The following is a 21,620-nucleotide window of genomic DNA, read 5'->3' on the forward strand; positions in this document are numbered from 1 at the left end:
GCTTGAAAATCTGATTTCCCGCGTTGCAGAGAATTCCGATCGGATATCACCGCAAAACCATCTCGCGGGCACCCGTACTGTCTACATAAGGGAGATTTGCCACCTTGCACAAGTGTCCGTGTGCATCACTGCACCATCAAAGGTAATCTGACCGTTGCAGACCGTATTTTGCCATCTTTTCGTTCAAGGTCCGGCGCGGCAGGCACAGCTCTTCCATCACCGAAACAATCGACCCACGATGGCGCCGCATGGTGTTGTCGATCAGCATCCGCTCAAAGGCTTCGACGAACTCCTTGAGTGGTTTGCCCTCGGTTGTCATCGCCGGTTTGGTCTCTTCGACATCGGCCATCAAGAGCGATGCGATCGACCCAGACCCGCGGCGGTTCTGCAAAACCGCCCTTTCGGCCACATTGATCAGTTGGCGCACATTGCCCGGCCATGGTGCCTGCAATAGCTGTGCAGCCTCTTGCGCCGTCACCTCTGGCGCGTCGCAGCCGTATTCGTCGGCAAACTGTTCGCCAAGACGCGTGAACAGCGTCAGGATGTCTTCGCCACGTTGACGCAATGGCGGCACGACAACGCGCAAAGCGGCCAGCCTGTAGAACAAATCAGGCCGCAACACATCCTCGAGCGTCTTGTTCTGTTCTTGCAAGTTGCAAATCGCAATGATGCGTGTTTCGGCAGGTGTCCCCTGGTCATTGATCGCCGTCAGCAGCCGCGACTGCAGTTGAGAGCTCAGCGCCTCGATATCCTCAAGCACCAGCGTGCCGCCGCGCGCTTCCTCAATGGCCGGTATGTTCTCATCAGAACGCGCAGGCCCGAAGATCCGGCGTGTCAGTGTTTCTTCATCATAGGCCGCACAACTGATGAGGACGAATTTCTTGTTGGCACGCGCTCCGACCGCATGAAGTGCGTGGGCCACCAGCGTCTTGCCCGTCCCTGTCTCACCTTCGATCAGCACATGGCCGTCAGCCTGACCGAGATCCAGAATATCCTCTTTCAGGCGCTCCATTGCGGGCGATTGTCCGATCAGTTTCTTGATCAAGGCAGAGCCGTCAGAAAGCTCCTTGCGTAGTGCACGATTGTCGAGGATCAGCCTGCGCGCCTGGGTTGCCCGCTTGGCAAGCTCTGTCATGCGGTCAGGGTTGAATGGTTTTTCCAGAAAATCGAATGCACCGACGCGCATCGCCTCGACCGCCATGGGCACATCGCCATGACCCGTGATCATGATGACTGGAAGCGAGCTATCGACGCCCTTGAGCTTTTTGAGGAACTGCATCCCGTCCATGCCGGGCATCTTGATGTCGCTGACCACAATGCCGGGATAATCCGAACCGAGTGATTTCAGCGCCTCTTCGGCAGACGCAAAGGTTTCTGTATCAAACCCCGACAAAGCCAACCATTGGGATATGGACTGGCGCATATCCTTTTCATCATCGACGATTGCGACCTTCATGGCTTTCGTCATGCCTGCATTCCTTATTCTGCCGCGGCGACCCCCTGTTTGATGGCAGGCAGTTGCACCTCGAAAATAGCCCCGCCATCAGCCGCATTGCGAGCTGTCAGGCGCCCACCCAAATCGTTCACAATGCCAGAGGAAATAGCAAGCCCCAGCCCCACCCCGTCACCGGGTTGCTTGGTGGTGTAGAAAGGCTCGAAAAGCTCATCAAGGTTTTCGATCCCCGGACCATTGTCACGAATCGTCAGGCTCACAATGTCACCCTTCGCTAATAATATCTCAACCGTCGGGTTTTGTGAGGACTTCGTCGCGTCAAGCGCGTTGCGCAGCAGATTGATAATCACCTGTTCCAGACGCAAACGATCGCCCAGCACCATGACTGGTTCGTCCGGGATAATCCGCACGATGTTTACCGCGCGCGCTTTCAACTGCGGCTCCATCAACGACAGCGCGGTCGAAACGGCAGCCCCTGTATCTACAGGTTCAAAGGCATCCGTTCCCTTGCGGGCGTATGATTTGAGTTGGCGCGTCAAGGCACCCATGCGTTCAAGAAGGTCGTCGATGCGCTGGAACGATGACAGCGCCTCGTCGGGGCGCTCCCTTTGCAGCAAAAGCTTTGCGCCGGCTAGGTAGGTCTTCATTGCCGCCAAGGGCTGGTTAAGCTCATGGCTGACGGCGGCCGACATCTCACCGAGTGCTGCAAGCTTTGAAGACTGGGCGATTGTCTGCTCCGCGACTTCCAGTGTCTTTTCCACCTTCTCCCGCTCGGCGATTTCCCGCTGCAAGCGGCGGTTCAATGCGCGAAGCTGCGCTGACTCGCGCTGAAAGAACACCAGACGCGATGCCGTCTTTCGCGACAGTGACCAAAAGAGGAATGCCAGCAGAATCGCAAAACCCATCGCCTCTAAGGCAAGGATGCCGTTCACACGATCACGCACAGAAGCATAGGTCGTGAAACTGACCATGCGCCACCCCTGATGGGGAACGCGCATTTCGCGCCGCAAAACGGCCTCTCCGCTGACGTAGGCGTCAGGTGGCAGCGCGGCCCACCCCCGTGTCACACGGATGGCCCGCTCAATGGCGGACGGTGCTGATTGTCGCGCAAGCGCCTCTGCTTCGGTAAAGCCGCGCCAGCGCGGCTCTGTGGCGAGGATGATCGTGCCTTCGCTGTCGGTGACGAAGACAGCATCCGACACCCCGACCCAGCCGCTTTCGACACGTGGCGCATTGACCTCGACCATCACGACGCCTGCAAGATTGCCGTCTGCCTCGACTTTGCGCGAATAGATGAAGTCGAACTGCCCTTCGGAATCCTGATATGTGGTGAAAACTGTTTGGTTTGAGCGTGTTGCGTCGACAAATTGCCCGGAGCTGCGCAGGTTTTCCCCAATCCGTGACCGGTCCGTTGCGGCAACCACCCGCCCTTCACGATCAAGCAACGTCAAAGACGCCGCCCCAATTTCATCGACAAAGGACAGAAGCCGCGCTGTCGTCTGGGAATAATCATTATCAGACAGTGCTTCGATCAGATCAGGGTCACGCGCCAACAATTGTGGGACCACAGCATTCCGCTGCAATTCATTCATCAGGTTTGACACATGAAGCGCCAGCCGCACTTCGGCGCGATTGGCAATCGTTTCTGTGAACCGTTGCGTCAGAAACTGGTTGGACACATAGATGACCACCACGGCAAACATGCAGATGACGAAAATTGCAAAGCGCAGATACCAGCGCCCGCGCGCACGTGTTGCTGTGGCGTTACCCAATCCAAACATGCTCGCAGTCTAAGGGGAGTGACACCAAACGGGCAAGAAACCTGTCAGGCGTTGGCGAATTGTCCGACAAGCCCACGAAAGAGCGCCTGCCCGTCTGTCCCACCATGTCCGGCATCAACTGCCCGCTCAGGATGCGGCATCATGCCCAGAACGCGGCGGTTCTCTGACAGAACACCTGCAATATCCGCGACTGACCCGTTCGGGTTCTCAGCGTAAGTGAAGGCAATGCGATCCTGATCTTGCAAGGCGGTCAGTGTATCTGGGTCGACAGTGTAATTTCCATCGTGGTGTGCGATGGGATAAGCAACAGTATCGCCGGCGCTGTAGCCATCGGTAAATGCGCTTTCCGAAGTTTCCACTTTAAGATCAACGGTTTTGCACAAGAACTTCAACTGCGCGTTGCGCATCAGCGCACCTGGAAGCAGCCCGGTTTCAGTCAGTACCTGAAACCCATTGCAGACGCCCAAAACATAACCACCGCGCTCTGCATGGTTCACAACGGCCTTGCAGATCGGTGATTTCGCTGCAATCGCCCCGCAGCGCAGATAGTCACCGAATGAAAAGCCACCCGGAATCGCAACGAGGTCAACATTGTCGGGCAGGCTGGCGTCCTTATGCCAGACCATGCTGACATCAGCGCCTGCAGCCTTCAGTGCCACCGCCATGTCGCGGTCACAGTTGGACCCTGGAAAAACAATGACCGCCGCGCGCATCAGAGAACCTCGACCCGGTAGCTTTCGATCACCGTATTCGCGAGCAGCTTTTCACACATCTCGTTGATAGTGTCTTCGGTCGTTCCGTCTGCCAGATCAAGCTCGATCACCTTGCCCTGCCGTACGCCTTCGACGCCGTCGAAACCCAGTGACCCCAATGCGTGCCTGACAGCCTCTCCTTGTGGGTCGAGCACTCCGTTTTTCAACATCACATGGACACGGGCTTTCATCGGCTGATCCTTTTTGCAGCGGTGTTAGTTGATCAATGTGGGCTTGCTTGGCGGGTGGGTCACGTTTGTGGGCATGACACCAAGCCTGCGTGCGACTTCGGTATAGGCGTCACGCAGGTTGCCCAAATCGCGGCGGAAGACATCCTTGTCCAGCTTCTGACCCGTCTCCATATCCCAAAGACGGCAGCTGTCCGGGCTGATCTCATCGGCGACGATCAGGCGCGCAAAGTCACCTTCCCACACACGACCAATCTCGATTTTGAAGTCGATCAGCTTGATCCCGACGCCATACATGACGCCGGACATCCAGTCATTCACCCGCAGGGCCATGCTGACGATATCGTCCAGTTCCTGCTGCGATGCCCAGCCAAACGCGATGATGTATTCTTCCGGAACCAGAGGATCACCGAGGCTATCATCCTTGTAGGAAAATTCAACAATCGGGCGAGGCAGTGCCGTCCCCTCTTCCATGCCGAGGCGCTTGGCCATTGTGCCTGCAGCAAAGTTGCGCACAATCACCTCAAGTGGCACGATCTCGACCTGTCGGATCAACTGCTCGCGCATGTTCAGACGCTTGAGAAAATGGTTCGGAATGCCGATTTGCGTCAGGCCGGTCATGAAGAACTCTGACAAACGGTTGTTCAGGACACCTTTGCCTTCGATCACGTCTTTCTTTTCGGCGTTGAAGGCCGTCGCATCGTCCTTGAAATACTGGACAAGCGTGCCCGGCTCCGGACCTTCGTAAAGGACTTTTGCCTTGCCTTCGTAAAGCTTCTTGCGGCGTGCCATTTTAGACCCTCAAGCTCGCGTGCGTCACCGGTTCGGGACGCATCATGGCCGCGTCATAGTGCAAGCCCCCCTTGCGGGCAAGCACCTGCATAGGCATATCTGTATTAACACTGTCGCAAATCACGAGGGGTCCACCATGAGCACATTTGACGATCGCGAACACGCCTTTGAAAACAAGTTCGCGCATGACGCAGAAATGCAGTTCAAAGCCGAAGCACGCCGCAACAAGCTGCTTGGCCTCTGGGCAGCGGGTTTGATGGGAAAATCCGGCGACGAGGCCGCCGAATATGCCAAGGAAGTCGTCAAAGCCGATTTTGAAGAAGCTGGGCACGAAGACGTTTATCGCAAAGTATCTGGTGATCTTGGCGACCGCGCCGACGAGCAGACCATCCGCGCTAAGATGGCTGAGTTTCTGGTTGAGGCCAAAGCCCAGATCATGAGCGAAATCTAAGCGCCCGTATCAATTCGGAGCATTATTGAAAGCCGCGCCCGCTGCGCGGCTTTCTGTCTTTTGCGCATAATGAATATGCAGCTTTTGCATTTGCACCGACGGGCTGATCATGGCACGCGTGCGCTATCCAAACCCCCGGAGCTTTTTATGACGAACCCACTGTCCGCCCTGCTGTCCACGCGTGATTGGCTGATGGCAGATGGCGCCACCGGCACCAATCTTTTCAATATGGGATTGATGTCTGGCGATGCGCCTGAACTCTGGAATGTGACGGAAACCGCGAAGATCATTGCCCTCTACAAAGGTGCTGCAGACGCGGGCAGCGATATCTTTCTGACCAACAGCTTTGGCGCCAACGCCTCGCGCCTCAAGCTTCATGGGGCCGAAGGGCGCGTGCACGAGTTGAACAAAGCTGCTGCCGAACTGGGACGTGAGGTTGCAGATCAAGCAGACCACAAGGTTATTGTCGCAGGATCTGTTGGACCAACGGGTGAAATCATGGCCCCGATGGGCAGCCTGACACATGAGACCGCCGTGGAGATGTTCCATGAGCAGGCAGAGGGCCTCAAGGACGGTGGCGCCGATGTGCTGTGGGTTGAGACAATCAGCGCGCCCGAAGAATTCGCCGCCGCAGCAGAAGCCTTTGCCAAGGCAGAAATGCCATGGTGTGGCACAATGAGTTTCGACACCGCCGGACGGACGATGATGGGTCTGACCTCTGCCGATATGGTGAAGAAAGTTGGTAAACTTGCCCATCAGCCGGTCGCTTTCGGGGCCAACTGCGGTGTTGGTGCATCTGATTTGCTGCGCACCGTTCTGGGCTTCGCCGCCGCTGGTCCGGCGCTGCCGATCATCGCAAAGGGGAACGCAGGTATCCCCAAGTATCACGACGGACATATCCACTACGATGGCACACCCGCGCTGATGGCTGACTATGCGGTTCTGGCACGCGACTGCGGTGCGACCATCATCGGCGGTTGCTGCGGGACGACACCGGAACATCTGCGTGCCATGCGCGAAGCACTTGAGACCCGACCGAAATCGGACGCGCCGAGCCTCGAAGTCATCACCGAAAAGCTCGGCGCATTCTCGTCCGTGTCCGACGGCACTGATGGCGCTGGACCGGCTGCAACCCCGCGCAGAGGACGTCGACGCCGGTCTTGACGCTGCGGTGACAATGGCGCTACACCCGCAACGCCTGACACGCGAGAAGCCATATTCCGCAAGGCAGTTCCCATTTCTTATGACGTCTCTGCGTATCAATGGTTCGCAAGCGTCAGGAAGGCCGCCTAGAAAAGCGCCATCTGGTCGCCGGCTTGCGGTGGCACGGCAAAGAGATCGGTCCGCAATGGCGGTAGCCGCCTGTCCAGACCGTAGCGGGCGCTTGCCTGTTTGAAACGTTGGTGCTGCAGTTCAGCCCAGACGCCCTGCCCCGTCATCCGCTTCCCGAAAGTGGGATCGTAGTCTTTTCCGCCATGGAGCTCTCTGACGCGATTCATGATCCTTGCCGCGCGGTCAGGATAATGCGTTGCCAACCAGTCGCGGAACAAGGGCGCCACCTCGCGCGGCAGCCGCAAAAGGATTGACGAGGCAGCGACAGCACCTGCGTCCTTTGCCGCCGCGACAATTGCCTCAACCTCATGGTCCGTCAGCGCAGGAATCACAGGTGAGATCATGACGCGGACAGGTATTCCGGCGTCACTGAGCGCACGTATGACCCGCAAACGTGCAGCCGGATTCGGCACACGGGGTTCAAGCTTGCGCGACACCTCAGGATCAAGGGTTGTCACACTGATCCCGACCCTCAGCAGTCCTTTCGCCGCCATCGGCGCAAGCAGGTCAATGTCGCGCCCGATCAATGTGCCTTTCGTGACAATCGCAAGTGGGTGATTGAAGTCTGACAGCACGCCCAGAATCTCGCGCATGATCTCACGCGTCTTTTCAATCGGCTGGTATGGGTCGGTGTTTGTCCCGATTGCGATCGTTTTGGGCGTGTAGCGCGGGTTGCGCAGTGCCTTTTCCAGTAGCATCGCGGCATTTGGCTTGACCGTGAGTTGGGTTTCGAAATCCAAACCCGGCGAGAGCCCGAGAAATGCATGGCTTGGTCGCGCAAAACAGTAGATGCAACCGTGTTCGCACCCCCTGTAAGGATTGATAGATTGATCGAACGACAAGTCAGGCGAGCGGTTTGTGCTGATGATGGTTTTTGCCGACTCTTCACGGACTTGCGTGCGCAACACCGGCAAATCCTCGACCATATCCCATCCGTCATCGAAACTGGCACGGGAAACCCGATCGAACCGGATATCGGGGTTGTAGCCGGCACCGCGTCCCCGCGCTGTCGCCTGCTTGGTTTGGTTCGGTTTATGCATGATGTTTATTAGAACATTTCAAGAACACACACAATGGAAAGTCGGTCTCGACTATGCGAATGTCGGAAAAATGCAGGTGTCAAAAGACATTTCCGCGCAGTAAGGTTTCAGGCAACATCTTACAAAGGGTCTCCCCCATGTCCGACGAAGAAGACGACATCATCCTTTCTGAACTCAACGACGAAGATCTCGTCGCACAAATGTTCGACGACCTGTACGACGGGATGAAGGAGGAGATCGAAGAAGGCGTGAACATTCTGCTTGAGCGCGGATGGGAGCCTTACAAGATCCTGACAGAGGCGCTGGTGGGCGGCATGACCATCGTCGGCCACGATTTTCGTGACGGTATCCTGTTCGTTCCAGAAGTGCTTTTGGCGGCAAACGCCATGAAAGGCGGAATGTCGATCCTGAAGCCGCTCTTGGCAGAAACTGGAGCACCGCGCGTTGGCAAGATGGTCATCGGTACGGTGAAAGGTGACATCCATGACATCGGCAAGAACCTTGTATCAATGATGATGGAAGGTGCCGGTTTCGAGGTAGTCGATCTGGGGATCAACAACGCTGTCGAGGCATATGTCGAAGCATTGGAAAACGAACAGCCAGATATCCTCGGCATGTCTGCACTGCTGACCACGACAATGCCTTACATGAAGGTCGTGATCGACACGATGGTCGAGAAAGGCATGCGGGACGACTACATCGTCCTCGTGGGTGGCGCACCACTGAACGAGGAATTCGGCAAAGCGATCGGTGCTGATGCCTATTGCCGGGATGCAGCGGTCGCGGTCGAGACGGCCAAAAGCTTCATGGCGCGCAAGCACAACCAAGGCGCTGTTGCGAGCTGACCTTTTGCAGAGGGCGTGGCGTTCCTATCTTTCAGACAAGGAGAAACGCCATGCCACTGAACCGTCTGATCTTTATTCTTGTGACTGTAATCGCCCTCGCGGGCGGCACCATCGCCCTTTTCACCACATTTGTTGGCACAGCCGGCAGCGCGTCGCTGACGCAAATCATCCTGCTCGCGCTGGCCGTTGCGGCACTGGCGCTCGGGGTTCGCTATTTCGCCCCACGTCCGCGCGATGACCAATCTGAGTGATCACGCTCTGACCCGTCAGGGGTTGCCTGCCTCAGGCCGGGGTCAGATCTTGCTTCTGGCTTGCGGCGCTCTTGCGCGGGAAATTCTGGCAATCAAGGCTGCCAACGGGTTGGATCATCTTGATCTACAATGCCTTCCGGCCATCCTGCACAACACGCCTGACAAAATCGTCCCTGCTGTGCGTGCGGCCGTCGCCAAACATCGTGACGATTACGATGGCATCTTTGTTGTCTATGCTGATTGCGGGACCGGGGGATTGTTGCAGACCGCCTGCGAAGAACTCGGTGTCGAGATGGTCGCCGGTCCGCATTGCTATGCCTTTTTTGAAGGTGTTGAGAGTTTCGCCTCACGCGAGGAGGTCACAGCATTCTATCTGACAGATTTCCTCGTCAGGCAATTTGATGCCTTTGTGTGGGAGCCGCTCGGCCTCGCCAAGCACCCCGAATTGCGAGACATGTATTTCGGAAATTACGAGAAACTGGTCTATCAGGCACAAACGCAGGATGCGGCGCTGACAGCTAAGGCAGAGGCCTGTGCCGAAAGGCTCGGGCTGGCCTTTGAGAGGCGCTATACTGGGTACGGCGACCTCGACGGTGTATTGAAGACTTTGAATGTCTAAGCTGATGCAGCGGCTGTTTCGCGAATACGTTCGACCATAGCGCGCAATCCGTTGGAGCGTTGCGCTGACAAGTGATCATTCAGACCTAACCGTCCCAACTCAGCGCCGGCATCAATGGCAAGAACATCCTTCACGGGCTGTTCATTGTAAAGCGTCCGCAAAACCGCGATGAGGCCGCGCACGATCATCGCGTCGCTCTCGCCGCGGAACGTGAAGATACCATCATTGATCTGCGGCACCAGCCACACCTGGCTTGCGCATCCATCAACTTTGGTGGCGGGCACGCGCAGCGCCTCTTCCAGCGGTGGCATCGCCTTTCCCATGTCGATCACATGGCGATAGCGGTCCTCCCAATCGTCAAGAAACTCGAAGGTATCAACCAGATCTTCAAAGTCCGGATTTGCCATTTTCACTCTCTTTTTAGATGTGGTGTGGAACTAGTGCGTCGTCAGCCCTGCGTCCAGATCAGAGGCTGACTGTCACGACTTTCTGGCCCTTGACCGCAAGCCCCACTTCACCATCACACAAGCGCAAGGCGTCATTGCCAAACACCTCTTTTCGCCACCCCTTGAGCGCCTGCACATCACGTTCACCGGCTGCCAGCGCGTCAAGATCGGCGGCGGCCGCAATCAGTTTCGGGGCCACGTCAAATTCATCTGTCTTCGCCTTGAGCAAGACACGCAACATATCGGCAAGTGCCGGGTTCACCTGCAGTTTGGTGCGGGCATTGGCGATCTTAGGCATATCGTCAGGTGCCACTGACAAACCTGCCTTGATGCTTTTCAAGATGCCTTCGGCAATGTCGCCACGGCGCGCCTCACGTAGCAACAGACGTGACCGTCCGAGGTCTTTCTCGTTTTGCGGCTTGGTCGAGGCAAGCTCGATCAGAGCATCATCCTTGAACACGCGGTTGCGCGGAACATTGCGCTCTTGGGCGTAGGCTTCACGAAAGCGCGCAAGCTCTCTGACGATTGCTAGAAACTTGCCAGAGTTCGTGCGCGTCTTGACCCGCCGCCATGCCTCGTCTGGATCAACACGATAGGTCTCTGGATCGTTGAGCACGGCCATCTCCTCGGCCACCCATTTGCTGCGCCCTGTTTTTTGCAGACGGGCAGAGAGGTATTCGTAAATGTCGCGCAGGTGCGTCACATCAGCGAGCGCATATTTCGCCTGCGCGTCGGTCAGTGGACGACGGGACCAGTCTGTAAAGCGCGACGACTTATCAAGATCAGCCTTTGCGATCTTGCGTACCAGTGTTTCATAGCCCGCCTGTTCACCAAAACCGCAGACCATCGCGGCAACTTGGGTATCGAACAGCGGCGCTGGAATCACGCCGGCGTCCACAAAGAAAATTTCCAGATCCTGCCGTGCCGCGTGGAAGACTTTCACACAGCCCTCATCACGGAAGAGGTCGTAAAGCGGCGCGAGCGACAGATCGTCAACCAGCGGGTCAACGAGGACAGCGTCCTCACCGTTTTCGTCACGGTACGCCAACTGAATCAGGCACAGCTTGGAGTAATACGTTCTTTCGCGCAGAAACTCTGTATCGACGGTGACATAGTGCCGTTTCGCCGCGTCTTGGCAAAAAGACGCAAGTTCATCGGTTGTCGTGATTGTTCTCATCTTTTTCCAGCCGATCCAGAATCTCGAAGTCAATTCAACCCTGATAGGCGAAAGCCTGCTGGATGAAAAGAAGAAGCACGGTCAGATAAACACTGGCGTCTTGTCGCCTTCTGCAAACCGCCGGAGCACCGCAGGATAAAGCCGGTGCTCAAGAGGCAGCAACCGTGCGGCCAGCCGATCTGGCGTATCATCTGCATTGATCGTCAAACGCGCCTGACCAAGGATCGGCCCGTCATCAAGGGCCGCCGTCACCTCATGGACGGTGCACCCGTGTTCGGTATCGCCAGCCTCAAGCGCGCGTGCGTGCGTGTGCAAACCTTTGTATTTCGGCAGCAAAGACGGGTGGATATTCAGCATCCGACCTTCCCACTGACGGGTGAACTCAGGCGTCAGTATCCGCATGAATCCGGCCAGACAAACGATGTCGGGGGATGCCTTTTGCAGCGCGCTATCCAGTGCTGCCTCGAACGCAGCACGGTCCTTGCCGAAAGGTCGGTGATCGACAGATGCGGTAGCAATTCCCATGTCATGCGCTTTGGCGAGACCGCCAGCCTTCGGGTCGTTTGACAATACCAGAACAGGCTTTGCAGGATGGGCGCCTTCCATCGACCTGGCCAGTGCGACCATATTCGAGCCGCCACCGGAAATAAGGATGGCAACGCGTTTGGTCACAAAAGGGATCCCGAATAGGTGACACCCTCACCCGGTGTCACCGCGCCGAGCCGATAGACCGTTTCACCCGCATCACTCAACAGCGCGGAGATCTGCTCCGCCGCGTCGGCATCAACAACAAGCACCATGCCGACGCCCGCGTTGAAGGTCTTGAGCAACTCGGCTTCGGCCATACCGCCCGTTTCAGTCAACCAGCGAAAGACCGGCGGCAGGTCCCATGATGACAGGTCAATCGCGGCACCAAGGCCGTCTGGCAGGACACGTGGCAAGTTTTCTGTCAGCCCGCCGCCAGTGATATGGGCCAGTCCGTGCACGCCCCCTGCCCGCACGGCGGCCAGTGCCTGTTTGACATAAAGCCGTGTTGGCGCCAGCAGAGCCGCCCCCAATGAACCATCGGCGAATGGAGCGTCATCATCCCAAGAGAGCCCAGACACCTCGACCACGCGCCGCACCAGCGAATACCCATTTGAGTGCACACCGTCAGAGGCAAGTCCCAAGAGCACGTCGCCTTCCTTCACACCGGCGGGCAGATCAGCGCCACGTTCCATTGCGCCAACAGCAAAACCGGCCAAATCGAAATCACCGGCTTCATACATTCCGGGCATCTCGGCGGTTTCGCCACCGATCAGGGCGCACCCCGATGCCTCGCAACCCGCTGCGATCCCTTCGATGATGCGCGTCGCACTCTCAAGATCGAGTTTACCTGTCGCGAAGTAGTCGAGAAAGAACAATGGCTCCGCCCCTTGGCAGACCAGATCGTTCACGCACATCGCAACCAGGTCAATCCCGATGGTGTCGACGTTACCTGTATCAATTGCAATCCGCAGCTTGGTGCCCACACCGTCAGTTGCTGCGACGAGGATTGGATCTTCGTAACCTGCGCCTTTGAGATCAAAGAGCGCGCCAAACCCGCCCAACCCGGCCATGACACCCGGCCTGCTGGTCCGCTTGGCGGCGGGTTTGATCCGCTCAACCAGCGAATTCCCAGCGTCGATATCCACGCCTGCATCAGCATAGGTGAGACCGTTTTTCATCATCTGGCAACTCCGTTCAGCTTTGGCGCGTCGTTAGCCTATCGGGGATTGGAAGGAAACAGATTATGACAGGTGGCATAGCATTTGCTGGCAAGCCGCAACTGTCCGAAACCGGGCGCGGTTCAACAGCAACCACGCAATCTGGTAGATCGCAATCACGCAACGATGATCGAATGCCTTTCGCATTTCTGATTTGACCACAGCAAACTCAGGCTCATTGGATACTGTTTTTCCGGTCCACTGCTTGACCCGCCCGATGCTTCTGCTACTCCAAGTGCCGTGTGGGCCTGTAGCTCAATTGGTTAGAGCAGAGCGCTCATAACGCTTTGGTTGCGGGTTCAAGTCCTGCCGGGCCTACCACACAGACAGCAGCAACAGTATACAAATGCATACAGCACTTCACGCCCCGTGTGATCTGCGTTAAGAACGCTTCAAGGATTCCTGCGCCACGGAGAGAGACATGTCGAAAATCAAGGTAGAGAACCCCATCGTCGAACTTGATGGCGATGAAATGACCCGCATCATGTGGGACTTCATCAAGCAAAAGCTGATCCTGCCCTATCTCGACGTCGATCTGCTCTACTACGACCTCGCGATGGAAGTGCGCGATGAAACCAACGACCAGATCACCATTGATGCGGCAGAGAAAATCAAAGAGATCGGCGTCGGTGTGAAATGCGCGACGATTACACCTGACGAACAGCGGGTCGAGGAATTCGGCCTGAAAAAGATGTGGCGCAGTCCCAACGGCACGATCCGCAATATCCTCGGCGGTGTGGTTTTCCGCGCACCGATCATCTGCAAGAATGTCCCCCGCCTCGTGCCTGGCTGGACCGACCCGATCGTCATCGGACGCCATGCCTTTGGCGACCAGTACAAAGCAACCGACTTCCTGATGCCCGGCCCCGGCAAGCTGACGATGAAATTCGTGGGCGAAGACGGCACCGTGATCGAGAAAGAGGTGTTCGACAGCCCCTCTGCGGGTGTTGCGATGGGGATGTATAACCTTGACGCGTCAATCTACGATTTTGCCCGCGCATCATTCAATTACGGCCTGAACCTCGGCTGGCCGGTCTATCTGTCGACAAAGAACACGATCCTGAAAGCCTATGATGGCCGCTTCAAGGACATCTTCCAAGAGGTGTACGAAAACGAATTTCAGGAGAAATTCGAAGAGCTGGGCATCGAATATCAGCATCGCCTGATCGATGATATGGTTGCTTCGGCCATGAAATGGTCAGGCAAATTCGTCTGGGCCTGCAAGAACTACGACGGCGACGTGCAGTCCGACACCGTGGCGCAAGGCTTCGGTTCTCTTGGCCTGATGACCAGCCAGTTGATGACGCCAGATGGCAAGATCGTTGAAGCAGAGGCCGCGCATGGCACTGTGACACGCCATTATCGCCAGCATCAGGCAGGGCAAGCGACCTCAACGAACTCGATCGCTTCGATCTTTGCCTGGACTGGCGGGCTCAAGCACCGCGCCAAGCTTGATGAGAACGCGGAACTGATGACATTCGCCGAAACGCTAGAGAAGGTTGTCGTCGATACGGTCGAAAGTGGCTTCATGACCAAAGACCTCGCACTGCTTGTGGGTCCCGATCAGGGTTGGCTGACCACAACGGGGTTCTTGGAAAAAATCGACGAGAACCTGAACAAAGCGATGTGACGTGACGGGCGGCTCAGGCCGCCCAAAGCATAATCGTGGGGTTAGCGTTCCGCGATGAACCCGCCCACGCCAATCACTTGCTGAGTCCCGGCAGCGTTGGTCACATCTAGCGCAAGAATACCGCCCAGTTCCTCGGCGTTGGCACCAAAGAACGCACCACCAACAAGGCTTTCCGAGGTACAGCCGCCGCAGTTCTGCAGGGTTGACGCATCCGTGCTGAAACCGTTGCCAGCGATGTCTGTCTCAGTGAGAACCAAAACATCGTCGAGATACGTCAACGCAAGACCAGTCGCCTGCGTATCAACACTTCCGCCGACACGTCCATCAGCAAAGCGGACAGCGATTGCAGCGTCCCCCGTCAAAAGCACTTCCTGCTCAATCAGGTTGCCATTTTGATCAACAACGTTGGCAAACCCGAGCAACGTGCCTGTGTAATCCGTTGTTCCAGCAAACGTCGGAAGCGATGAGGGATCGGTCTCAAACCCAGCAGCAAAGGTCCCTTCGCTATCAAATCCATCGTCAGGAGGATCTTCATAGGTAAACACATTGATCAGGCTGACAAACTGGCCGGAGGCGTTGATGTAGGCACCCAATTCCTGCCCGTTCGAGAGACTGCCAAAGCTCTCATCCTCGGCGCTATCATATACAAGCGTCACAGTTGCACCTTCGATTTCGACATCCGCGTTGAGAAGGTTACTGCCTGCTGCTTTGGTGTAGGTTTCGGTGCTGACGATCAGTCTAGTCTGCCCGCTTGCGTGATCAGTCTCAAACCTTGCAAGCCTGATGGTCAGTGGTGTGTTTGCCGGAATGCTTTGAGCCGTCCCATCCGCAAAAGGCAAACCTGTCTGCGCCGCGACACCGCTTGTGCTGCCAATATTGAGCGCAGTGATTTCGACCACATCGGGTTCTGTCGACCCACCGCCGCCGCCGCCCCCACCACAGGCCGCAAGAGATATCCCGATTGCAGTGAAGACGATTGAATTTCTAAACATGACTTTGCCTTCCGGCTCTAAAACACGGGTTATGGGACACCGGAAATCAAATTGTGTCAAGAATGTGGCCCTTTGGCCGTTCGACACGCCAGAATTGTTGGGTCTCTTGCAAACGCGCCATGCTGTCACGTCACGCGCAATTCAGGGCTGGCCTTTGCTGCATTTGCACGCTATCGCCCCCGCAACTTACCCAAAAGGCTGATCTGATGGATATCCGCAATATCGCGATCATCGCGCACGTTGACCACGGCAAGACGACTCTGGTTGATGAACTGTTGAAGCAATCCGGTGTTTACCGCGAAAACGAAGCCATCACCGAACGGGCGATGGACAGCAACGACATCGAACGCGAGCGCGGGATTACCATTCTGGCAAAGTGTACCTCAGTCGAATGGAAAGGCACACGCATCAACATCGTCGACACGCCCGGCCACGCCGACTTTGGTGGTGAAGTCGAGCGTATCCTGTCGATGGTGGACGGTGTGGTCCTGTTGGTCGATGCCGCCGAAGGTCCGATGCCGCAGACAAAATTCGTGACCTCCAAGGCGCTGGCCCTTGGCCTGCGCCCCATCGTGGTCGTCAACAAGGTGGACAAACCCGATGGCGAACCAGACCGCGCGATTGACGAAGTGTTTGATCTTTTCGCGGCCCTTGAAGCCACCGACGAACAGCTCGACTTTCCGGCGATGTATGCCTCTGGTCGCGCTGGCTGGTGTGATGCAGAACTCGACGGGCCCCGCGAGAACCTAGACGCGCTCTTTGACCTGATCGTCGATCACGTCCCGACACCTGCGCAAGTCACGCGCAAGGACGAGCCTTTCCAGATGCTGGCCACCACGCTGTCTGCCGACCCCTTTATTGGTCGTATCCTGACGGGCCGGGTCGAGTCCGGCACACTGAAGGCTGGCGAAACGATCAAGGCGCTTTCCCGCACCGGTGAGCGGATCGAACAATTCCGCGTTTCAAAGATCCTCGCGTTCCGCGGCCTGATGCAACAGCCAATCGACGTGGCCGAAGCAGGCGATATCGTCACAATCGCAGGCATGACCAAGGCAACCGTGGCTGACACGCTCTGCGATGTCTCAATTGATACGCCTATCCCCGCACAACCCATTGATCCCCCGACCATCACGGTCACTTTTGGCATCAACGACAGCCCGCTGGCCGGCCGTGACGGCAAGAAGGTCCAGTCGCGCGTCATCCGTGAACGCCTTTTGAAAGAGGCTGAAGTCAACGTCGCAATTAAGATCCAGGACACGCCTGGCGGTGATGCCTTCGAAGTCTCGGGCCGTGGTGAACTTCAGATGGGTGTTCTCATTGAAAACATGCGCCGCGAAGGTTTCGAGCTGTCGATCTCACGCCCGCAGGTCATCTTCCGCGAAGAAGATGGTCAGCGCATGGAACCTGTCGAAGAAGTCACCATCGACGTAGATGACGAATACACAGGCTCTGTCGTTGAAAAGCTGACCGGCCCACGCAAAGGCGAATTGGTCGAGATGAAGCCCGCCGGTGCAGGCAAGACCCGGATCATTGCTCATGTGCCATCGCGTGGCCTGATCGGCTACCACGGGGAATTCCTGACCGATACGCGCGGCTCTGGCGTGCTGAACCGCATCTTCCACGGCTGGACGCCATTCAAAGGCAAGATCGAAGGCCGCCGTCAGGGCGTGCTGATCTCAATGGAAAACGGCACGTCTGTCGCATTCGCGCTGTGGAACCTCGAAGATCGCGGCAAGATGTTCATCGGTGCGCAGGAACCTGTTTACACCGGTATGATCATCGGCGAACACAGCCGCGACAACGATCTGGAAGTGAACCCGCTCAAAGGTAAAAAGCTGACCAACGTCCGTGCCTCCGGCACCGACGAAGCTGTCCGCCTCACGCCGCCAGTGATCATGTCACTCGAACAGGCCATTGCCTATATCGACGATGACGAGCTGGTCGAGGTCACTCCAAACGCTGTTCGTCTGCGCAAACGCTATCTGGACCCGCATGAGCGCAAGCGGCAGGCCCGCGCAAGCTAGCGTCGCCAAATTCCGGAACCTGCTGCAAAGACTTACTTGTCAAACAGGTCTTTGAGCAGGTTCGTGAAGGCTTCGGACTGTTGTTCGGGGTCAGATTGACGCTCTTGATAGCCCGAAGTCACAGCGTCCGGCGACCAACGGCTTGCGATGAAGTCTTTGCCTTCTTCGGATACACTGTCATGTTGCAGAAGTTCCCCGATTTCCGCCTGCGATCGCGCATAGACAACTGAGATATCATCCTTCGGCGCGCGCCAGGACGGACCCTTCATATGTTTCTCAAACGCTTTGCGAACAGCGGCAGGGCGTTTGGCCCCGCTTTCGGAATACGCGCGGTTCAACGCCACAAGCTGTTCCACGCCTTGCTGAGAGATAGAAACGTTGCGCCGCGGCGCGGCCTTAGCCGGACTATCGAGGCCGAGAAATTCGCAAAATTGCGTCACCGCGTCAGTGCGCACGACGTCGATCCTGACGGCTTTATCCCCGAAAATGGAAAGCCAAGGAGCGAGGTCAGTCAGAAACAAACCTCTGTCCAATTGATCGTCCCTGTAGGCCTCCCACGGCTGCGTGCCGCCCATTTTGACATATTGAACGTAATTGCTTGAAAGCCACGAAAATGGCTCGCGGATCATGCAGTAGATTTTGACGGTCTCAAAACGTCTTCTGAAGGCTTCCGCGAGGTTGGCGACCTTATCTTCCCCGTCAAAGTTGGAAAGCCCCTCTTCGGAAAATATCGCCGTTTCGGCCTCTGCTGCCCGCGCAAGTTCGCGGTCAAGTTGCCTCCAATATTTGCTGGCATAGCGTCTGCGCGCGTTCCTGCTATCCAGACCGTAGGAATGCATCAAACGGCTGGCCGGGGCTTCTGCCGGATGGCAGGCAAAGCTGAGCCCCATGTTGCGCTCGCGATCTTTCCACCACAACACACGCCCTGTGCGCGGAAGCATCACCTTCCGTTCCGACAAGGCCTTGAGATTGCCAGAAAGGTAACTCTGGATCGAGGAGGTGCCCGTCTTTGGCAGGCCAATGTGGACGACGGCCTTCAACGGTCATCCCCTTTGGTCGGCATCAAGAGATCTCTTCGACGATCGAGAGTTCTCTGACCGAGGCGTCGCGCGCAAATGACAGCGCCTCCTGATAGGCATCCGAGTTGTAGCAGGCTTCAGCGGCATCAAGCGACGGAAACCGCGCCACCACATTCCTCGGGCGATCAGGACCTTCCATCTGGCGGTATTCACCGCCTCGCGCCAGAAACACACCGCCATGATCGGCTATGGCAACCGTGGCGCGCTTTGCATATTCCGCATAGCGCTCAGGATCGGTCACCAGCACATGGCTGACCCAAAGGGCGCTCATTTCAGGCCTTCCAGCACGGCCTTTGCTGCCGCTATCGCCGCTTCGGCATTGTCGGCAGACGCGCCGCCACCCTGTGCCATGTCAGGACGGCCTCCGCCGCCTTTGCCACCCAGTTCCGGTGTCACGGCCCGCAAGATATCAACGGCCGAGACACGGTCAGTCATATCGGCGGTCACGCCAACCGCGACTGCGGCCTTACCGCCCGTATCCGCAATCAGAAGGATTGCACCGCTGCCCATGCTGTCTTTCATGTCATCGATAAGCGAAGGCAGGTCCTTGCCGGTGACGCCCTGCAAGACCTGCGCTTGAAAGGCGACACCATTGATCACTTCGGACGGCGCTGCTTCCTTGGCACCGCCACCCATGGCCAGCTCACGCCGGAGCTGCGCCACCTCGTTGGCAAGCGCCTTGCGCTCATCCATCAGGGCCTTCACACGATCGGCCAGTTCGGATGCAGGGGCTTTCAGGACCAATGCAGCTTGCGCAAGGCGATGGTCCTGCTGGCGCAGATAATCAAGCGCCGCCTGCCCTGTCAGGGCCTCGATACGGCGCACGCCAGCACTTGATGCGCTGTCGCCCAATGTCACGAAAGCACCAATTTCACCCAGTTGCCCGACATGCGTGCCGCCGCAAAGCTCCAACGAATAGGTGTTACCAGAGGTGCCTTTGCCGGACCCCGGTTTTTCGCCCATGGAGACCACACGGACCTCATCACCGTATTTTTCCCCAAAGAGCGCCTGCGCTCCCATCGCGCGCGCGTCATCGGGCGTCATAATACGCGTTTCGACCTTGCCGTTCTGCCGGATAAGGGTGTTGACGTCCCGCTCGATCTGCTCAAGTTCCTCAAGGCTCAGCGCCTTGTTATGGCTGAAGTCAAAGCGGAGGCGGTCAGGTGCGTTCAACGACCCGCGCTGTGCGATATGATCACCAAGCAGTTCACGCAGCGCCTCGTTCAGTAGGTGCGTGGCCGAGTGGTTTGCCTGAATTGCGGACCGCCGTGCAGGATCGACTGAAAGCTCTGCCCCCTGCCCTTTAACGATCTTGCCTTCGGTGACCTTTGCAAAATGGATATAGACCCCAGCGACTTTCTTGGTGTCAGAAATCTCCGCGGCACCAGTTTCGGTGCGGATCATACCGGCATCGCCGACCTGACCACCTGCCTCGGCATAGAATGGGGACTGGTTTAGGACAATCTGCACCTCGCCATCAGCCTCGTCCACAGTGCCGCCGTCGGCGACAAGTGCCATGATCTGGCCTTCGGCGTTCAGCGTGTCGTAGCCCAGAAAATCCGTGCTGCCGCTAGCATCGGCAATATCGAACCAAATCGCACTATCTGCCGCTTCGCCTGTCCCTGCCCAGGCCGCGCGCGCCTTGGCTTTCTGTTCTGCCATGGCGGCATCAAAGCCATCGGTATCGACCGACACGCCCTTCTCACGCAATGCATCTTGCGTCAGATCGAGTGGGAACCCGTAAGTGTCATAAAGCTTGAAGGCGGCATCTCCTGGCAAGGCCGCACCCTCTGGCAATGCTGACAGTTCATCGTCGAGCAGTTTCAGACCACGGTCGAGTGTTTGCTTGAAGCGCTCTTCCTCGTTCTTCAGCGTCTCCTCGATCAACCGCTGGCCTTGGCCCAATTCAGGATAGGCGGCCCCCATCTTCTGCACCAAGGCAGGCACCAGTCGGTGCATAACAGGATCTTTTGCACCCAAGAGATGCGCATGACGCATGGCCCGGCGCATGATCCGGCGCAGGACGTATCCGCGGCCCTCATTGGACGGCAGGACACCTTCGGCAATCAGGAAAGACGTCGAGCGCAGGTGATCAGCAATCACACGGTGATGCACATTGCCGTCGCCGTCGGGGTCGGTCGATGTCGCGTTGGCCGATGCCTCAATCAAGGCACGCATAAGGTCCGTATCGTAGTTGTCGTGCTTGCCCTGCAGCAACGCGCCGATCCGCTCCAGCCCCATGCCGGTGTCAATTGACTGCATTTCCAGCGGGCGCATGGAACCGTCTTCGAACTGCTCGTTCTGCATGAAAACGATGTTCCAGATTTCGATGAAACGGTCGCCATCCTCTTCAGCCGATCCCGGAGGGCCGCCCCAGATGTGATCGCCGTGATCATAGAAGATTTCGGTGCAAGGGCCGCATGGGCCTGTCGGCCCCATCCGCCAGAAGTTGTCATCGGTTGGAATGCGGATGATCCTGTCTTCGGGGACGCCAATCTTCTTCCAGATTTCAAAGGCTTCATCGTCTGTATGGTAAACTGTGGTCAGCAGACGCGTCTTGTCGATGCCGAAATCCTTGGTCAGCAATTCCCACGCAAACGGGATCGCGTCAGCTTTGAAATAGTCGCCAAAGCTGAAGTTGCCCAGCATCTCAAAGAATGTGTGATGGCGCGCGGTATAGCCGACGTTGTCGAGGTCGTTATGTTTTCCGCCCGCCCGCACACATTTCTGGCTTGTGGTTGCGCGGACGTAATCGCGTGTCTCCACACCGGTAAAGAGGTTTTTGAACTGCACCATACCGGAGTTGGTGAACATCAGCGTCGGGTCGTTGCGCGGCACCAAGGGGCTGGACGCGACGATCTCGTGGTCCTGCTTTCCAAAGTAGTTCAGAAAGGTGGAGCGGATGTCAGCAAGGCTGGTCATGGCGGGCTCTCGGCATTTGGTTACGTTGAGGGCGAGAAATAGCCCTCTGCTCCCATACTGTCCACATGCAAACAGGGTCTGCACCGAAGTGCTGCCACTTT

The 21,620-nt window shown here is 57.1% G+C and carries 21 protein-coding genes and 1 tRNA gene; 8 read left to right on the forward strand and 14 right to left on the reverse strand.

Annotated features, from left to right (window positions below):
• Positions 1-136: 136 nt before the first annotated feature.
• Genes BM316_RS06680 through purC form a run of 5 tightly spaced genes read right to left on the reverse strand, consistent with a single transcriptional unit; the run spans position 137 to position 4,966 of the window.
• The gene (locus BM316_RS06680; protein WP_090205562.1) at positions 137-1,468 is read right to left on the reverse strand and encodes a sigma-54-dependent transcriptional regulator; all 1,332 of its coding nucleotides are present in this window, start codon (positions 1,466-1,468) and stop codon (positions 137-139) included.
• 11 nt (positions 1,469-1,479) lie between these two features.
• Entirely contained in the window at positions 1,480-3,234 is a 1,755-nt protein-coding gene (locus BM316_RS06685; protein ID WP_090205564.1) for a sensor histidine kinase, read from the reverse strand.
• Positions 3,235-3,278: 44 nt separating this feature from the next.
• On the reverse strand, positions 3,279-3,947 hold the full coding sequence (gene purQ, locus BM316_RS06690) for a phosphoribosylformylglycinamidine synthase subunit PurQ (protein WP_090205567.1): 669 nt from the start codon (positions 3,945-3,947) through the stop codon (positions 3,279-3,281).
• Positions 3,947-4,177, reverse strand: a complete 231-nt coding sequence (gene purS / locus BM316_RS06695; protein ID WP_090205570.1) for a phosphoribosylformylglycinamidine synthase subunit PurS — start codon at positions 4,175-4,177, stop codon at positions 3,947-3,949. The genes purQ and purS overlap by 1 nt, the downstream gene beginning before the upstream one ends.
• A 24-nt stretch (positions 4,178-4,201) precedes the next feature.
• Positions 4,202-4,966, reverse strand: a complete 765-nt coding sequence (purC, locus tag BM316_RS06700) for a phosphoribosylaminoimidazolesuccinocarboxamide synthase (protein WP_090205573.1) — start codon at positions 4,964-4,966, stop codon at positions 4,202-4,204.
• A gap of 136 nt (positions 4,967-5,102) precedes the next feature.
• Between purC and BM316_RS06705 the strand changes: the two genes are divergently transcribed.
• Complete coding sequence (locus tag BM316_RS06705) at positions 5,103-5,417, forward strand: DUF1476 domain-containing protein (RefSeq protein WP_090205576.1); 315 nt, start codon at positions 5,103-5,105, stop codon at positions 5,415-5,417.
• A 147-nt stretch (positions 5,418-5,564) separates the two neighbouring features.
• A complete protein-coding gene (bmt, locus tag BM316_RS06710) occupies positions 5,565-6,581 on the forward strand; it encodes a betaine--homocysteine S-methyltransferase (protein WP_090207660.1) in 1,017 nt (338 codons plus the stop codon).
• 125 nt (positions 6,582-6,706) lie between these two features.
• Here bmt and BM316_RS06715 read toward each other — a convergent pair whose 3' ends face one another.
• Positions 6,707-7,789, reverse strand: a complete 1,083-nt coding sequence (locus BM316_RS06715; RefSeq protein WP_090205579.1) for a PA0069 family radical SAM protein — start codon at positions 7,787-7,789, stop codon at positions 6,707-6,709.
• Between the two features lie 137 nt (positions 7,790-7,926).
• Between BM316_RS06715 and BM316_RS06720 the strand changes: the two genes are divergently transcribed.
• Genes BM316_RS06720 through BM316_RS06730 form a run of 3 tightly spaced genes read left to right on the forward strand, consistent with a single transcriptional unit; the run spans position 7,927 to position 9,504 of the window.
• Entirely contained in the window at positions 7,927-8,634 is a 708-nt protein-coding gene (locus BM316_RS06720; RefSeq protein ID WP_090205582.1) for a cobalamin B12-binding domain-containing protein, read from the forward strand.
• A gap of 50 nt (positions 8,635-8,684) precedes the next feature.
• Positions 8,685-8,885, forward strand: a complete 201-nt coding sequence (locus tag BM316_RS06725) for a hypothetical protein (protein ID WP_090205584.1) — start codon at positions 8,685-8,687, stop codon at positions 8,883-8,885.
• Positions 8,869-9,504 (forward strand): DUF1638 domain-containing protein, encoded by a 636-nt coding sequence (locus BM316_RS06730; protein ID WP_090205587.1) that lies wholly within the window; start codon positions 8,869-8,871, stop codon positions 9,502-9,504. Before BM316_RS06725 ends, BM316_RS06730 begins: the two co-directional genes overlap by 17 nt.
• Here the strand turns inward: BM316_RS06730 and BM316_RS06735 are convergent.
• The 4 genes from BM316_RS06735 to purM all read right to left on the reverse strand — a co-directional run bounded on the left by BM316_RS06735 (position 9,501) and on the right by purM (position 12,836).
• Positions 9,501-9,911, reverse strand: coding sequence for a SufE family protein (locus tag BM316_RS06735; protein ID WP_090205590.1), 411 nt, complete (start codon positions 9,909-9,911; stop codon positions 9,501-9,503). The two genes, BM316_RS06730 and BM316_RS06735, sit on opposite strands and share 4 nt — an antisense overlap.
• Before the next feature lie 58 nt (positions 9,912-9,969).
• The gene (gene rnd / locus BM316_RS06740) at positions 9,970-11,127 is read right to left on the reverse strand and encodes a ribonuclease D (protein WP_090205592.1); all 1,158 of its coding nucleotides are present in this window, start codon (positions 11,125-11,127) and stop codon (positions 9,970-9,972) included.
• An 81-nt stretch (positions 11,128-11,208) separates the two neighbouring features.
• Positions 11,209-11,799, reverse strand: coding sequence for a phosphoribosylglycinamide formyltransferase (purN, locus tag BM316_RS06745; protein WP_090205595.1), 591 nt, complete (start codon positions 11,797-11,799; stop codon positions 11,209-11,211).
• Positions 11,796-12,836 carry a phosphoribosylformylglycinamidine cyclo-ligase gene (purM, locus tag BM316_RS06750; RefSeq protein ID WP_090205598.1) on the reverse strand — a complete coding sequence of 347 codons (1,041 nt, stop codon included), beginning with the start codon at positions 12,834-12,836 and terminating at the stop codon, positions 11,796-11,798. The genes purN and purM overlap by 4 nt, the downstream gene beginning before the upstream one ends.
• A 280-nt stretch (positions 12,837-13,116) precedes the next feature.
• On the opposite strand from purM, the gene BM316_RS06755 reads away from it, so the two are divergent.
• Both BM316_RS06755 and BM316_RS06760 read left to right on the forward strand, forming a co-directional pair.
• Positions 13,117-13,193: transfer RNA gene (locus tag BM316_RS06755), tRNA-Ile, on the forward strand.
• Positions 13,194-13,293: 100 nt separating this feature from the next.
• Complete coding sequence (locus tag BM316_RS06760; protein WP_090205600.1) at positions 13,294-14,502, forward strand: NADP-dependent isocitrate dehydrogenase; 1,209 nt, start codon at positions 13,294-13,296, stop codon at positions 14,500-14,502.
• Between the two features lie 41 nt (positions 14,503-14,543).
• Here BM316_RS06760 and BM316_RS06765 read toward each other — a convergent pair whose 3' ends face one another.
• The gene (locus BM316_RS06765; protein ID WP_090205603.1) at positions 14,544-15,494 is read right to left on the reverse strand and encodes a transferrin-binding protein-like solute binding protein; all 951 of its coding nucleotides are present in this window, start codon (positions 15,492-15,494) and stop codon (positions 14,544-14,546) included.
• Positions 15,495-15,700: 206 nt separating this feature from the next.
• Here BM316_RS06765 and typA point away from each other — a divergent pair, with 206 nt between their 5' ends.
• Positions 15,701-17,518, forward strand: coding sequence for a translational GTPase TypA (typA, locus tag BM316_RS06770; protein ID WP_090205606.1), 1,818 nt, complete (start codon positions 15,701-15,703; stop codon positions 17,516-17,518).
• A 32-nt stretch (positions 17,519-17,550) separates the two neighbouring features.
• On the opposite strand, the gene BM316_RS06775 is transcribed toward typA, so the two are convergent.
• The 3 genes from BM316_RS06775 to alaS are packed head-to-tail and all read right to left on the reverse strand — an operon-like array spanning position 17,551 to position 21,519.
• On the reverse strand, positions 17,551-18,558 hold the full coding sequence (locus BM316_RS06775) for a hypothetical protein (protein ID WP_090205609.1): 1,008 nt from the start codon (positions 18,556-18,558) through the stop codon (positions 17,551-17,553).
• Positions 18,559-18,580: 22 nt separating this feature from the next.
• The gene (locus tag BM316_RS06780) at positions 18,581-18,868 is read right to left on the reverse strand and encodes a DUF1330 domain-containing protein (protein ID WP_090205611.1); all 288 of its coding nucleotides are present in this window, start codon (positions 18,866-18,868) and stop codon (positions 18,581-18,583) included.
• Positions 18,865-21,519 (reverse strand): alanine--tRNA ligase, encoded by a 2,655-nt coding sequence (gene alaS, locus BM316_RS06785; protein ID WP_090205614.1) that lies wholly within the window; start codon positions 21,517-21,519, stop codon positions 18,865-18,867. Before alaS ends, BM316_RS06780 begins: the two co-directional genes overlap by 4 nt.
• Positions 21,520-21,620 lie beyond the last annotated feature (101 nt).

Source organism: Yoonia litorea, assembly GCF_900114675.1.
GTDB classification, from domain to species: domain Bacteria; phylum Pseudomonadota; class Alphaproteobacteria; order Rhodobacterales; family Rhodobacteraceae; genus Yoonia; species Yoonia litorea.

What these genes read in the sequence shown, in the direction of transcription:
- BM316_RS06730 (WP_090205587.1), top strand. Translation starts at nt 8,869, where the DNA reads ATGACCAATCTGAGTGATCACGCTCTGACCCGTCAGGGGTTGCCTGCC.
- BM316_RS06685 (WP_090205564.1), bottom strand. Translation starts at nt 3,234, where the DNA reads ATGTTTGGATTGGGTAACGCCACAGCAACACGTGCGCGCGGGCGCTGG.
- rnd (WP_090205592.1), bottom strand. Translation starts at nt 11,127, where the DNA reads ATGAGAACAATCACGACAACCGATGAACTTGCGTCTTTTTGCCAAGAC.
- purS (WP_090205570.1), bottom strand. Translation starts at nt 4,177, where the DNA reads ATGAAAGCCCGTGTCCATGTGATGTTGAAAAACGGAGTGCTCGACCCA.
- alaS (WP_090205614.1), bottom strand. Translation starts at nt 21,519, where the DNA reads ATGACCAGCCTTGCTGACATCCGCTCCACCTTTCTGAACTACTTTGGA.
- BM316_RS06705 (WP_090205576.1), top strand. Translation starts at nt 5,103, where the DNA reads ATGAGCACATTTGACGATCGCGAACACGCCTTTGAAAACAAGTTCGCG.
- purC (WP_090205573.1), bottom strand. Translation starts at nt 4,966, where the DNA reads ATGGCACGCCGCAAGAAGCTTTACGAAGGCAAGGCAAAAGTCCTTTAC.
- bmt (WP_090207660.1), top strand. Translation starts at nt 5,565, where the DNA reads ATGACGAACCCACTGTCCGCCCTGCTGTCCACGCGTGATTGGCTGATG.
- BM316_RS06780 (WP_090205611.1), bottom strand. Translation starts at nt 18,868, where the DNA reads ATGAGCGCCCTTTGGGTCAGCCATGTGCTGGTGACCGATCCTGAGCGC.
- typA (WP_090205606.1), top strand. Translation starts at nt 15,701, where the DNA reads ATGGATATCCGCAATATCGCGATCATCGCGCACGTTGACCACGGCAAG.
- BM316_RS06725 (WP_090205584.1), top strand. Translation starts at nt 8,685, where the DNA reads ATGCCACTGAACCGTCTGATCTTTATTCTTGTGACTGTAATCGCCCTC.
- BM316_RS06680 (WP_090205562.1), bottom strand. Translation starts at nt 1,468, where the DNA reads ATGACGAAAGCCATGAAGGTCGCAATCGTCGATGATGAAAAGGATATG.
- BM316_RS06735 (WP_090205590.1), bottom strand. Translation starts at nt 9,911, where the DNA reads ATGGCAAATCCGGACTTTGAAGATCTGGTTGATACCTTCGAGTTTCTT.
- BM316_RS06765 (WP_090205603.1), bottom strand. Translation starts at nt 15,494, where the DNA reads ATGTTTAGAAATTCAATCGTCTTCACTGCAATCGGGATATCTCTTGCG.
- BM316_RS06760 (WP_090205600.1), top strand. Translation starts at nt 13,294, where the DNA reads ATGTCGAAAATCAAGGTAGAGAACCCCATCGTCGAACTTGATGGCGAT.
- purQ (WP_090205567.1), bottom strand. Translation starts at nt 3,947, where the DNA reads ATGCGCGCGGCGGTCATTGTTTTTCCAGGGTCCAACTGTGACCGCGAC.
- purM (WP_090205598.1), bottom strand. Translation starts at nt 12,836, where the DNA reads ATGATGAAAAACGGTCTCACCTATGCTGATGCAGGCGTGGATATCGAC.
- BM316_RS06715 (WP_090205579.1), bottom strand. Translation starts at nt 7,789, where the DNA reads ATGCATAAACCGAACCAAACCAAGCAGGCGACAGCGCGGGGACGCGGT.
- BM316_RS06720 (WP_090205582.1), top strand. Translation starts at nt 7,927, where the DNA reads ATGTCCGACGAAGAAGACGACATCATCCTTTCTGAACTCAACGACGAA.